At 24.0% G+C, this 13,962-nt stretch carries 12 protein-coding genes and 1 pseudogene; 2 read left to right on the top strand and 11 right to left on the bottom strand.

Going from position 1 to position 13,962, the window contains the following annotated elements; translation table 4 throughout:
- Positions 1-127 precede the first annotated feature (127 nt).
- The 8 genes from AAHM95_RS04855 to obgE all read right to left on the bottom strand — a co-directional run bounded on the left by AAHM95_RS04855 (position 128) and on the right by obgE (position 8,190).
- Complete coding sequence (locus AAHM95_RS04855) at positions 128-1,366, bottom strand: IS256 family transposase (protein ID WP_342274378.1); 1,239 nt, start codon at positions 1,364-1,366, stop codon at positions 128-130.
- 57 nt (positions 1,367-1,423) lie between these two features.
- A complete protein-coding gene (locus AAHM95_RS04850; RefSeq protein ID WP_342274377.1) occupies positions 1,424-2,644 on the bottom strand; it encodes an IS256 family transposase in 1,221 nt (406 codons plus the stop codon).
- A 97-nt stretch (positions 2,645-2,741) separates the two neighbouring features.
- Positions 2,742-3,686 (bottom strand): AAA family ATPase, encoded by a 945-nt coding sequence (locus AAHM95_RS04845; protein ID WP_342274261.1) that lies wholly within the window; start codon positions 3,684-3,686, stop codon positions 2,742-2,744.
- Entirely contained in the window at positions 3,676-4,194 is a 519-nt protein-coding gene (gene ruvA, locus AAHM95_RS04840; RefSeq protein ID WP_342274376.1) for a Holliday junction branch migration protein RuvA, read from the bottom strand. The genes AAHM95_RS04845 and ruvA overlap by 11 nt, the downstream gene beginning before the upstream one ends.
- Positions 4,195-4,304: 110 nt before the next feature.
- Positions 4,305-5,027 (bottom strand): YebC/PmpR family DNA-binding transcriptional regulator, encoded by a 723-nt coding sequence (locus AAHM95_RS04835; RefSeq protein ID WP_338975273.1) that lies wholly within the window; start codon positions 5,025-5,027, stop codon positions 4,305-4,307.
- Positions 5,028-5,039: 12 nt separating this feature from the next.
- The gene (nadE, locus tag AAHM95_RS04830; RefSeq protein WP_338977649.1) at positions 5,040-5,786 is read right to left on the bottom strand and encodes an NAD(+) synthase; all 747 of its coding nucleotides are present in this window, start codon (positions 5,784-5,786) and stop codon (positions 5,040-5,042) included.
- Positions 5,787-5,788: 2 nt separating this feature from the next.
- Positions 5,789-6,880, bottom strand: coding sequence for a DNA recombination protein RmuC (locus AAHM95_RS04825; protein WP_338974852.1), 1,092 nt, complete (start codon positions 6,878-6,880; stop codon positions 5,789-5,791).
- Positions 6,881-6,903: 23 nt separating this feature from the next.
- A complete protein-coding gene (gene obgE, locus AAHM95_RS04820; RefSeq protein WP_342274260.1) occupies positions 6,904-8,190 on the bottom strand; it encodes a GTPase ObgE in 1,287 nt (428 codons plus the stop codon).
- A 474-nt stretch (positions 8,191-8,664) separates the two neighbouring features.
- Here obgE and AAHM95_RS04815 point away from each other — a divergent pair, with 474 nt between their 5' ends.
- Positions 8,665-9,831 carry a coiled-coil domain-containing protein gene (locus AAHM95_RS04815; protein ID WP_342274259.1) on the top strand — a complete coding sequence of 389 codons (1,167 nt, stop codon included), beginning with the start codon at positions 8,665-8,667 and terminating at the stop codon, positions 9,829-9,831.
- Here AAHM95_RS04815 and AAHM95_RS04810 read toward each other — a convergent pair.
- Together AAHM95_RS04810 and AAHM95_RS04805 are read right to left on the bottom strand one after the other, a co-directional pair.
- Positions 9,809-10,054, bottom strand: a pseudogene (locus tag AAHM95_RS04810) (IS256 family transposase); the annotation flags it as partial. The gene AAHM95_RS04815 and the pseudogene AAHM95_RS04810 sit on opposite strands and share 23 nt — an antisense overlap.
- 130 nt (positions 10,055-10,184) lie before the next feature.
- Positions 10,185-10,730 carry a hypothetical protein gene (locus tag AAHM95_RS04805; protein ID WP_342274257.1) on the bottom strand — a complete coding sequence of 182 codons (546 nt, stop codon included), beginning with the start codon at positions 10,728-10,730 and terminating at the stop codon, positions 10,185-10,187.
- Positions 10,731-10,832: 102 nt separating this feature from the next.
- Between AAHM95_RS04805 and AAHM95_RS04800 the strand changes: the two genes are divergently transcribed.
- The gene (locus tag AAHM95_RS04800) at positions 10,833-11,315 is read left to right on the top strand and encodes a hypothetical protein (protein ID WP_342274256.1); all 483 of its coding nucleotides are present in this window, start codon (positions 10,833-10,835) and stop codon (positions 11,313-11,315) included.
- Positions 11,316-11,322: 7 nt separating this feature from the next.
- Here AAHM95_RS04800 and AAHM95_RS04795 read toward each other — a convergent pair whose 3' ends face one another.
- A complete protein-coding gene (locus AAHM95_RS04795) occupies positions 11,323-13,950 on the bottom strand; it encodes a valine--tRNA ligase (RefSeq protein ID WP_342274255.1) in 2,628 nt (875 codons plus the stop codon).
- Positions 13,951-13,962 lie beyond the last annotated feature (12 nt).

The following is a 13,962-nucleotide window of genomic DNA, read 5'->3' as shown; positions in this document are numbered from 1 at the left end:
GTATCTTTGTTTTACAAAGTTACTAATTTAGATTAATTCTGTCTTCAAATTTTATCATAAAATGAGCAATTGCTGTATTTCAATTGAGGCTTTTTAATAATCTGTGTATCTTTGTTTTACAAAGTTACTAATTTAGATTAATTCTGTCTTCAAATTTTATCATAAAATGAGCAATTGCTGTATTTCAATTTTGAATAGGCAATGTTCATTTTTTTGTTATATTTTCAATTGCCAAGTAAAATATTTTGAAAACTGCCATATCATTAGGAAAAACTTTTTTATTTCTGATGATTTTTCGTAATTGACTATTAACAGATTCAATAGCATTTGTAGTATAAATCACTCTTTTGATTTCTACTGGATAACTAATAAAAACCATTAAATTATCTCAATTTTTATATCAAGATTTAGTAATTTGAGGATATTGTTTATTTCATTTACTTTCAAACGATTCTAAAGCTTGCATTGCTTGTTCTTCACTACATGCACTATAAATTGGTTTTAAATCTGCAACTAGACCTTTTCGATGTTTGTATGAAACATATTTTAAACTATTTCTAATTTGATGAACAATGCATAATTGATATTCTGTTTTAGGATAAACTGATTGTATTGCTTCTGACATGCCTGTTAAATTATCACTACAAGCAATAAGAATATCATTTAAGCCACGATTTTTCATTTCTGTGAAATTAGATAATCAAAACTTAGAACCTTCATTTTCACTAATTCATAATCCTAAAACATCTTTTTTGCCTTCTAAATCAACTCCTAATGCTATATAAACTGATTTGTTAATAATCCGTTTATCTTGTCGTACTTTAACTACTATACAATCAAAATAAACAATAGGATAAATACTTTCTAATGGTCGATTTTGTCATGCTTTAACATCATCAATAACATCATCAGTAATTTGACTAATAACACTTTCACTAATATCAGCACCATGATATAACTCTTGCAACTGCATTCTAATGTCAGATAATGTCATTCCTTTTGCATACAAGGAAAGAACTTGTTGATCAAAACCATCAAATCTTCTTTGCCTTTTAGGAACTATTACAGGAGTAAAATTACTATTGCGATCTCTTGGTACATCAATTTCAATTTTACCTTGTTGAGTTATTAATTTTTTTGAACTTGTACCATTACGAGCATTTTCAGTAGTACTATGTTGATTTTTTTCATATCCTAAATAATTTTGCATTTCAGAATTCAACATTTTTTCAACTAATCTTTTTGTTAATTCTTTATATAAACCGCCAGGTTTAAAAACTGTTGTTAAATCTTCAGTATTTTCTAGTAATAAATCTACTGCTTTTGATATTGGATCATTATTATTAAAGTTATCTTTTTTAGCCATCTGTAACTCACTCTTTCTAGTCATTTAATTATATTTACTAGAATTAATTAAACATAGTTATTTTTGTAAGTTACACAGATTACTAAACATTTCCTTTCAATTTTGAATAGGCAATGTTCATTTTTTTGTTATATTTTCAATTGCCAAGTAAAATATTTTGAAAACTGCCATATCATTAGGAAAAACTTTTTTATTTCTGATGATTTTTCGTAATTGACTATTAACAGATTCAATAGCATTTGTAGTATAAATCACTCTTTTGATTTCTACTGGATAACTAATAAAAACCATTAAATTATCTCAATTTTTATATCAAGATTTAGTAATTTGAGGATATTGTTTATTTCATTTACTTTCAAACGATTCTAAAGCTTGCATTGCTTGTTCTTCACTACATGCACTATAAATTGGTTTTAAATCTGCAACTAGACCTTTTCGATGTTTGTATGAAACATATTTTAAACTATTTCTAATTTGATGAACAATGCATAATTGATATTCTGTTTTAGGATAAACTGATTGTATTGCTTCTGACATGCCTGTTAAATTATCACTACAAGCAATAAGAATATCATTTAAGCCACGATTTTTCATTTCTGTGAAATTAGATAATCAAAACTTAGAACCTTCATTTTCACTAATTCATAATCCTAAAACATCTTTTTTGCCTTCTAAATCAACTCCTAATGCTATATAAACTGATTTGTTAATAATCCGTTTATCTTGTCGTACTTTAACTACTATACAATCAAAATAAACAATAGGATAAATACTTTCTAATGGTCGATTTTGTCATGCTTTAACATCATCAATAACATCATCAGTAATTTGACTAATAACACTTTCACTAATATCAGCACCATGATATAACTCTTGCAACTGCATTCTAATGTCAGATAATGTCATTCCTTTTGCATACAAGGAAAGAACTTGTTGATCAAAACCATCAAATCTTCTTTGCCTTTTAGGAACTATTACAGGAGTAAAATTACTATTGCGATCTCTTGGTACATCAATTTCAATTTTACCTTGTTGAGTTATTAATTTTTTTGAACTTGTACCATTACGAGCATTTTCAGTAGTACTATGTTGATTTTTTTCATATCCTAAATAATTTTGCATTTCAGAATTCAACATTTTTTCAACTAATCTTTTTGTTAATTCTTTATATAAACCGCCAGGTTTAAAAACTGTTGTTAAATCTTCAGTATTTTCTAGTAATAAATCTACTGCTTTTGATATTGGATCATTATTATTAAAGTTATCTTTTTTAGCCATCTGTAACTCACTCTTTCTAGTCATTTAATTATATTTACTAGAATTAATTAAACATAGTTATTTTTGTAAGTTACACAGATTACTAAACATTTCCTAATTATTTTCTAAATAAAATTATATTATTATTAATATACTCTTTACCAATAATTGTTATTTTACGACCCTTAGTTGTCTTAGTAATTAAACCACAATGAATAAGTCAAGGTTCATAATGAATTTCAAGATTTTTTCTTTCTTCATTCAAAAGTTGACAAATAGTTTCAATACTCAAACTTTTATCTAAATTTACATTATTAAACAATGCTAAATATGCCAATTGTAAACTATCTAACCCTAAAGGATAAATTTGCAAAAAAAATAAAATTTGCAAAATATTAGTTTCATTTAAATCTACATTCATAACAACGCAATAATTATACAATTGTTTAATGATGTTAATAATGAGTCGCGGAATATTACAACAATGATTAGCAATAATATTTATTATATTATTTTCTAATTTTCAATTTAAACTCAAAGAAACTTGTGAAATAATACTTTTAATATCCTGATAATTATAATCAGATAATTGTAAAATATTAGGAATACGACTTATCAACGCTTTAGTTAAGATTCCTACTTTATTAGTAGCACCAATAAATGTAAAAGTGGGTAAATTAATTTTAACAATTTTATTATTATAATCTTTACCAATCATAATATTAATAAAATTACCTTCTAATGCAGAATATAATACTTCTAATATTTCATAGTTAACAACATGAATTTCATCAATAAAAACTATATCAGATTGTTTGATATTTGCTAAAATACTAATAATATCACTAGTTTTATTAATGCTTGTTCCTTCTAAACTATGAAAATTTACTTGCAATTCTTCTGCTATTAATCGTGCAATAGTTGTTTTTCCAATACCAGGAGGACCAATCAATAAAATATGACTTAAAGCAATATTTTGAATTTTACTACCTTTGATTAAAATTAGAATACGTTCAATAACATTATTTTGTCCAACAAAATTATTAAAACTACTAATACCCATATTTTATTTCCTTAATAGCTAATGCAATAATTTCTTCAACTTCCAAATCTCAATTAATATTTCTTAATAAAAAATTATTAATTACTATTGAACTAAAACCTAATTTTAATAATGTATCAAATACTAAATCTGATTTTTCATTTTGACTAGTTGTTAAATTACTTACTACTTTAATATGATTACTAAAATAATTAATAATATTATTAGCAATTTTATGAGTTATACCTTTACACTGTTGCAATATCTTATAATCTTGTTTGCTTATAGCCAACTTAATACTATCAAGTGATAGTTGATTTAATAATCTTAAAGCAGTTTTTGGTCCAATATTACTAATATTAAGTAAGTGAATAAAAAAGGTTTTTATTGGTTTTGATACAAACCCAAAAAATTGTTCATAAGTTGGTTTTTGATGAAAATAAACATAAATTTTTACTTTAATATTTAATGGTAATGTTTGTAAATTAACACCTTCAATAATATATCCATGATCATTACATTCAAAAATAATTTTATTTTCATAAAATTATTTAATAATACCTAAAAATATTCATCCATAACTTATTCCTCCTTTTCTATTCTTACTCTTAATTAGATGAAAAAGAAAAATAAACCTTTTTATTTTTTAAAATTATGTTCAATTGAAAGCACATCATCATCATTTTCAATTGTTTCTAACAATATATCAATTAATTTAATTTGTTGTTGATCAGTAATGGTAATCAATTCATGGGGAATATTAACAATTTCATTACTAATAAAATCATTAATATTATTTTTTTCTAATAAATTAGTTACAGCATTTAACTGTTTAGGATTAACTTCAATATCAATAATATCTTCATTTTTTTCAATATTAAAAATTTCAAAATCAATTATTAACTCCAATATTTCTTCAACTGATAATAAACTTGAAAATTGAATTACCCCCGTTGTTTGAAATAAATATTGAACAGAATTAGTAGCAGCTAAATGACCACCCAATTTATTAAAATAACTTCGAATATTACTTGCAGTTCGATTTTTATTATCAGTTAAACAATGAATAATTATGGCAATATTACTTGGTCCATATCCTTCATAAGTGACTGCTTCATAATTAGTTGTTTCATTTTTATTACTAGCTTTATTAATAGCACGATTAATATTATCCTTTGGCATATTTATACGTCGTGCTTTTTCTAACATTAATTTTAATCGTGGATTATTTTCAACATTTGCACCACCTAATTTAACAGCAACATAAATTTCTCTTGATAATTTTTGAAAAATTTTACCACGTTTGTTATCTTGGGCATCTTTACGATGTTTAATATTTGCATATTGTGAATGTCCAGCCATATTCTCATTCCTTTATTTTTTTCTTGTTCATTTTGGAGCTTGCGGTACAGGTATTCTTTTGTGTGCACTATTCTGATGCATAAATTCAATTTTATTAATTACTGATGATGGTATTAATGATTTATTTCCTAGTAAATATTGATCTAATTGTTCATACTTAAATTGCATTTCCATTTCATCGGTTTGTCCATCTCATAAACCAGCAGTTGGCTTACGAATAATGATCTCTTCATTAACTTTTAATATCTTTGCTGCAGCAAAAACATCTTTTTTTAACAAATGAATAATTGGTAATAAATCAACACCACCATCACCATATTTAGTAAAATAACCAATGTGTCATTCGTCACTATTATCTGTTCCTACAACTAAATAATTATGATTTTGTGCATATGCATAAAGAGTATTCATTCTTAATCTAGCTTTTAAATTTCCTAAAATTAATTTTGATTTTTCTATATTAATTTCAGTTTCTAATGTTTTTTTAAAACTTAAAAAAACATTATTTAAATTAACTACTTTGGCATTTAATTTATGAATATTAACTAAATTATTTGCATATTCTAAATCAATATCTGGTGAAAAACAAGGCATAATTAATGCTAAATGATCATTAGGAAAAGCTTTTTTAATCAATAATGCTACTACTGCCGAGTCAACACCACCACTTAAACCAACAATTAAACCTTTGGCATTTGCTTTTTTTACTTCACTTTGTAAAAATTTAATAATTTCATCTAAATATTGTTCTAAATTCATAATTATTCACTCTCTTTTATTTCTTCAGACATTTCAAAAATATTGTTATAATGTCCAGCAATTTTATTATGGGTTTTATCTAAAGTTTCAATGGCTTTATTAGTTGTATCAAAACCAGACTTAACTTTTTCTCATCTATCAACCCAACGATCAAAATCATCTTTGAATAAACGTAATTTTTTTGCCATTTTTTCTAAATTTTTATTGAAATCAATGTCTTTACGATTTTTATCAACTGTAAATAAAACAGCAGATAAAGTAGTAGGAGAGGTAATTCAAACACGTTTCTTAAAAGCATATTCAACAATATCATCAGCAAATTGTGCGTAAATAAAAGCAAATATTTCTTCAGAAGGAATAAACATTACTGCGCTAGAAATCTTATTTTTAATATTAATATATTTTCCAACTTCATCAATTCGTTTACGAATATCATTACGAAAATCTTTTAAATAATTTTCTTTAACTTTAATATCTTCACTTACTAAATACCTTTGATAGTTATCAATTGAAAACTTTGAATCAATAGCAATTCCTTCTTTTTCAGAATCTGTTTTTACATAGGCATCAACAACTTTGCCATCAATTGTTTTATATTGTCGTTCTCATAATTTTTGATTTGAACCCAACATATTAGTCAAAATTTTTTCTAAAACAAATTCACCAACATTACCACGTTTTTTAGTATTAATAAAAACTTCTTGTAAACTTTGAATATTATCATTAATTTTTCCTAAAACAGTTGATGATTCTTGTAACTTTGCTAAATCTTTAATAACATCTACTACTTGTCTTTGAATGACATCAGCATTGCGTTTATAATCATCTTCTTTTTTATCTAAATTTTTTTGAAAATTATCAATATTACTCATTAAATTAATTAATTTTTCGGTTTTATCACGATCTGAACCATTTCATGATATTTTAAAATCATTTAATTGTTCTTTTAAAGTTTCTACTTGCATTTTTAAAAAATCTTGTGCAATTGGGTCACTAGTAACATTCTGACTTTTTTTAATTTGCATATAAATTATTAAGCCACCAATACTACTAATAATTAAAATAACTACCAATAAACTAATTACTATTTCCATTTCCTATTTTCCTTTGCCCTTTTTTATTCTTCTTCTCAAATCATATCATAATTAAAAATCTTAACATGATCACCTTTTTTTATTCCTTGCTTTCTTAATTCATCATAAATTCCTAAATCTTGTAATTTAATTTTAAATAATAAAATATTATGATAATTATTTAAAGGATTTTTTTGATATATTACTTCAACGGTTTTACCAGAAATAGTTCATTGATTACTTGCAATTTTAGTAATAAAAACTTGTGGAACTTCTTCTTTATTAATATATTCATAAAAAATATGTTCTTCATTATTTTCATCATTATTAACTTGATGCAGTTGTTCTTTTTCAACAGCTTTAGCAATATCTTTAATTAATATATCCAAACTAATATGTTTCATAGCAGAAATTGCAATTATTGGTAATTTAATTTGTTCTTTTAATTTCTCTAAATTAGTTTCTGCATCTGGTAAATCAATTTTATTTGCAACAATTAAATGCGGTTTTTTTGTCAAATCTTTATTATAACTTTCTAATTCACTCATAATTAATTGATAATTTAAAAAATGATCTTGAGTCTTATCACTAATATCAATCATATGTACTAAAACTTGACAACGTTCAATATGACGCAAAAATTGTAAACCTAATCCTTTTCCTAAACTAGCTCCCGCTATTAATCCAGGCAAATCCGCCATAACAAAATTATTATTTTTATCAACTCTAACAACACCTAAATGCGGATTAAGAGTAGTAAAAGGATAATCAGCAACTGCTGGAGTTGAAGCAGAAATAGCTCCTAATAATGTTGATTTACCGGCGTTAGGCAACCCAACTAATCCGGCATTAGCCAATAATTTCAACTCACAAATTATTTCAAAATGTTGTCCAGGCATTCCTTTTTCACATATTTTAGGTACTCGATTTATTGCCGAAGCAAAACGAGCATTTCCTCGTCCACCAAGACCACCGGCAGCAATTATTATTTCTTGTTTATCTTTAATAATATCACCAAGAATATTTTGAGTTTTGTTATCTCTAATAATGGTACCCAATGGAACTTTTACATAAGTATTTGTTCCTTTACGTCCATGCATATTTTTGGGTGCACCATTGTTACCATCTTCAGCAGTTATCTCTTTATTTTTACGTAAGTCTAATAGAGTATTCATACCCGAATCACCAATAAAGATAATATTACCGCCTCTTCCTCCATCTCCACCAGATGGACCACCTTTGGCTACATAAAGTTCACGACGAAAAGCAACAACACCATCACCACCTTTGCCAGCAGTAACTTTTAATTTTGTTACATCTATAAAACGCATTTCTTACTCCTTTTTTATATTAATAAAAACTCTTATTATATAGTGTTAACATTTTTGTGTAAAATACTATTTTATTTTTCATATAATTTTAGTATACAGATATTATTGTTAAAAAAATAATAATTTACTATATCTAGTTAATATTTTTTGTAAACCATTTTTGCTTTATGAAAATTAAAAAAACATTTTTTTAATGTTAAATATCATTTAAGTTATTTTCATATATGAAAAATTATATATTAAAATAAAACTTATAGGTGTTTTTATTAATTTGCTTAAAATCAAATAAATAGTTTTTTTATTTAGTTTTATCTTTGAAAAAATATATTGTATATTGTTTTTTTCACATATAAACTTTATTTGAGATTTATTTAAAGTAATTTAAAAAAATAAATGAAAATTTAATTAAAAATATTTTAATAAATCTCAATTATTAAAAATAAATATTTATATTTAAAAAGGGGTACTTTAAAAATGATAAATGATAAAGATAAAAATATAGTAAAAAAATCTGATGTTGATAGTTGATGAGGTATTACCACTAGCAATAAATGTGATAAAAAAATTGAGAAATTAAATAAAAAATTACAAGAAACATGTAATAAATTAGACGAAATAAGCAATCTTTATACAAAATCAGTAAAAGAAAACAAAAATTTTGAATATAAAGTTAAAGAACTAAAAGAAGAATTAAAAAAAATTCAAGATAATAATACAAAATTAGAAACAGAATTAAATGATTCAAAAAACAATAAAAAAGAATTAGAAACACAATTAAAACAATTTCAAGACAGTAAAGAAAAACTAGAAACAGAACTTAAAGATTATAAGGATAATAATCAAAATTTAGAAGAAGAACTAAAAGCAACTCAAGATAAAAATACAAAATTAGAAACAAACTTAAAAGAAGCAACAGAAAGTATTGAACATTTACAAGAAATAATCCAAGATTATATGGATAATAAAGAAAAACTAGAAGAAGAATTAAAAGAAACTCAAGATAATAATGCAAAACTAGAAATAAAATTAAAAGAAGTAGAAAATGATAAAAAAAAACTAGAAACAGAACTTAAAGATTATATGGATAATAAAGAAAAACTAGAAGAAGAATTAAAAGAAACTCAAGATAATAATGCAAAACTAGAAATAAAATTAAAAGAAGTAGAAAATGATAAAAAAAAACTAGAAACAGAACTTAAAGATTATAAGGATAATAATGAAAATTTAGAAAAAGAATTAAGAAAATCTAGATATACTATAGCAAAACAAGCAGCAGAATTAAGAGAATCTAAAGGTATTAAAGAAAAATTAGAACAACAATTAAAAGAAGCAGAAAAAAATATTAGATATTTACAAAAAATAATACAAGAAAATACAGAAAATAAAACACAATTAGAAAAAGAATTAAAAGATTATATAAATAATAACCAAAAATTAGAAAAAAAACTAAAACAATCTCAATATGATAAAGAAAAATTAGAAAAACAATTAAAATATTCAAAAGAAAACATTGAAGAACTAAAAAAAATAATACAAGATTGTAAAAACACTGTAGAAAAACTAGAAAAAGAATTAAAAAATACTAAGGATATTAATAAAAAAATTAGAGACTTTGTACTTGAATGTGTACCTTTAAATTAAAAAGCCTCTTACGAGCATTTTCAGTAGTACTATGTTGATTTTTTTCATATCCTAAATAATTTTGCATTTCAGAATTCAACATTTTTTCAACTAATCTTTTTGTTAATTCTTTATATAAACCGCCAGGTTTAAAAACTGTTGTTAAATCTTCAGTATTTTCTAGTAATAAATCTACTGCTTTTGATATTGGATCATTATTATTAAAGTTATCTTTTTTAGCCATCTGTAACTCACTCTTTCTAGTCATTTAATTATATTTACTAGAATTAATTAAACATAGTTATTTTTGTAAGTTACACAGATTACTAAACATTTCCGAAATAAAACTAATAAAGCATGATAAGTAAACATCATTAAAAAGTAATAAATTTATGCATCAATTGTATATATTTTCTTTTTGTGGTTATTAATAATTTTTCTAAATTCTCTAACAATTGTTTTGCATTTAAATTTTTTTTATTAAATAATAATAATACTTTTTTGGCATCTTGACTATTTAAACCTAAATTAATTAAAGGCTCTAAAGTAATAGTATAACGGGAATAATATTTAATAGCATTATTTCTTGGTGATAATATTAATTTATAATTTTCACTAATATTTTGATTTAGATTTAATGCCAAAATGTCAAAATAAACATTAGAAATATTCAAAGTATTAATTAAATTAATAATACTTATTTTTGAATTAAGAATTTTAACATAATATTTATTTCGTATACATAAATCTTCTCTAATTGGTAAATGTTCTTTAATTTCAACAGTAATAGTAATAATTTTTGTATCATTTTTTTCCTTACTAACTATTTCATTTTCATTAAAATTTTTAATCAACTTTAATACAACTAATCCATTACTTGCAAGAAAAAGAATTGTCAATGTTATAATTAATAATCTCATTTAATTTCACCTCAATAATTATTAAAAATGAGATAAGCAATTTCCTTTTTTTATTTTTTTTAATATAATAAAATAAAAAAGATAATTCAAAGGCTGATAATAATGACAAAAATAAAAACTGATGGTAAGAAATGAGAAAATAATTTTATAAAAATAATTAAAAATAAAACATTTATTAAATGATGCAAATATAATTCTATTATATTAATATTAGGAACTTCATTAATACTAAATATTATTTATATCCCAAAATTCTTAAATGGTACTACTAATCAAAATAGCATTACTACTAATATTGAAATTACAGCTATCAACGGCAAGGAAACTATCCTTGAAAAAACTAATTATATTACTACTTTTAATACACTTGGTAATTTATTAAGTGCTTGTTCTAATAATTTTACTGTTGAAAAAAGTCAATTGGGAAGATTTTTGGTTGCTGTAAAAGGTAAAAAAGGTACTCAAGAAGATAAAAAATTTTGATACATTGAGCATTGAAATGGTAAAGAATTTATTGATTTTTCAGTAGGTATTGATGATATTAAATTGGAAAATAATGAAATTTTTCAACTTGAATTAAAATAAAAGTTTTTTATAATTCTTTAATCTTGGCATTGATTAATTTTTTTTGATTTTGATACTTTTCTAATTTCTGCTTTTCTATTTCAACTTTTGTTGGTGGTGCCTTTGCTAAAAATTGTTGGTTATTTAAAATATCTTTACTACGTTTTATTTCATTTTCAATATAAACTAATTCCCCTTTTAATTTTGCTAATTGTTCTTCTTTATTAAATAAATTTGAAACATTAATTTCTATTACTGCTGAATTAATAATTTTAATTATTTTATTATTAACAGACAACGGACTATCACTAATAGTAACAATTTGACTATTAGTTAATTGTAATAAATAAGGATTTAAAGTATTTTTTTCTACTTCAAAAAAAGAATTAGTCGTATTGATATGAATAATTAACGGTAATTTTAAAGATAAATTAAGTTCTTTACGAATTTCTCGAATATTACCAATAATTTCAATTAATATTTCAACAAATTGTGTTACAACTTTTGTTTTTTCCATAACTTTAACTTTAGGAAACTTATTTGTTAAAATGCTATTTTTATACCCCATTTCTTCATAAATTGCTTCTGTAATAAAGGGAATAAAGGGATGAACCATAATAATAATTTGCTGTAAAACATAATATAATGTTTGTAATGAGTTACTTTGTTGCTCTTGATTTTGTAAATTAACTTTATTTAATTCAATATATCAAGAACAATATTTATTTCATATAAAATTTGATAGTGCTTTAACTACTAAAACAAATTCATATTTTTCCATATATTGCTCTACATAAATAATCAATTGATTAAGTTCTTGTAAAATTCATTGATCAATAAATGATAACGAATTATTATAGACAATATTTTCATCCAATTGAAACTTATCATCAATATTCATTAGCACATAACGTGCAGCGTTTCATAACTTATTATTGAAATTTCAAGCTGACTCAACTTTAGTAATACTAAATCTTAAATCTTGACCGGGAGCACAATTGCTAACTAAAAAGTAACGTAAAGCATCCGCACCATACTTTTTAATAACTTCCATTGGATCAATTCCATTATTTAATGATTTTGACATTTTTCTACCTTGTTCATCACGAATTAAACCATGAATTAAAACATTAGTAAATGGTTTTTGATTAGTAAATTTTCAACCCATAAACATCATTCGTGCAACTCAAAAAAATAAAATATCATAAGCAGTAACTAATACTGATATTGGATAATATTTTTGCAAATCAACATTTTTTTGTGGTCAACCCAAGGTTACAAAAGGTCATAAACCGCTAGAAAATCATGTATCTAATACGTCTAATTCTTGAATATAATCGTTAATTGGTGATGGTAGGTTAGTATCAACATAAATTTTCTTAGTTTTTTTATGATATCAAACCGGAAGCGAATGACCCCATCACAATTGACGGGAAATACATCAATCTTGAATATTATTTAATCACTGCAAAAGTTGTTGTTCAAATAATATTGGATGAAAATCAATCTTTGTTTTCTTATTTTTTTGTTTATCAATAATCATTTCAACTAATGGTTTCATTTTTATGAATCATTGTTGTGATAAATATGGTTCAATAATAGCGTTACTTCTTTCTGAATAACCAACTTGATGAAGATGGTCTTCAACCTTTACAACTAAATTTTCTTTTCTTAATTGTTCAACTAATTGTTTACGACATACCATTCGATCTTGATTAATATATGATTGTGCTAATTCATTCATAGTTCCATCAACATTCATACAAATAGGCATTGCTAAATTGTGACGTAATGCAATTTCATAGTCATTAGCATCATGAGCCGGTGTACATTTCATAGCACCCGTTCCAAAATTCATATCAACATAATCATCAGCAATGACTTTAATTAACATTTTATTAGCCGGATTAATAACCATTTTACCAATAAATTGTAAATAACGTTTATCTTTACTATTTACAACTATACACTGATCAGCAAACATTGTTTCTGGTCTGGTAGTAGCAATAGTAATAAATTCACTACTATTTTCTATAAAATATTTTAAATAATACATTTTTCCTTTTGTTTCATGATAATTTACTTCAATATTAGAAATAGCGGTTTTTAATTCTGGATCTCAATTTACTATCTTTTTTCCTCTATAAACTAAACCTTCTTTATATAACTTTACAAATACTTCATTAACTGCTTGTTTAACATTTTCATCTAAAGTAAATACTTCATGCGAATAATCTAATGCTAAACCAAGTTTTGCTCACTGTTTTCTTATGTTTTGTGCATATTCTGTTTTTCATTTTCATGCTTGTTGTAAAAATTTATCTTTACCTAATTCTTGCAAATTAAGTTTTTGTTCTTCTTTAATACGTTGTGCAACTTTAACTTGTGTGGCAATGCCAGCATGATCCATACCGGGTATAAATAAAGTATTAAATCCTTGTAAACGTTTATAACGAATTAATAAATCTTGGATAGTACTATCTCAAGCATGACCTAAATGTAAAAGTCCGGTTACATTGGGTGGTGGTAAGATAATAGAAAATGTAGGATTAATAGAACTAACATTTGCCTTAAATAATCCAGATTTTACTCATTGTTGATAACGATCCTTTTCAATTTCAATATGATTATATTTTTTGTTTAAATTTCTATTCATTTGTTATACTCC

Source organism: Spiroplasma endosymbiont of Phycita roborella, assembly GCF_964031195.1.
GTDB classification, from domain to species: domain Bacteria; phylum Bacillota_I; class Bacilli_A; order Mycoplasmatales; family VBWQ01; genus Spiroplasma_E; species Spiroplasma_E ixodetis_A.
The sequence above is the reverse complement of the archived record's forward strand: the minus strand, read 5'-3'. Positions and strand labels throughout refer to the sequence as shown.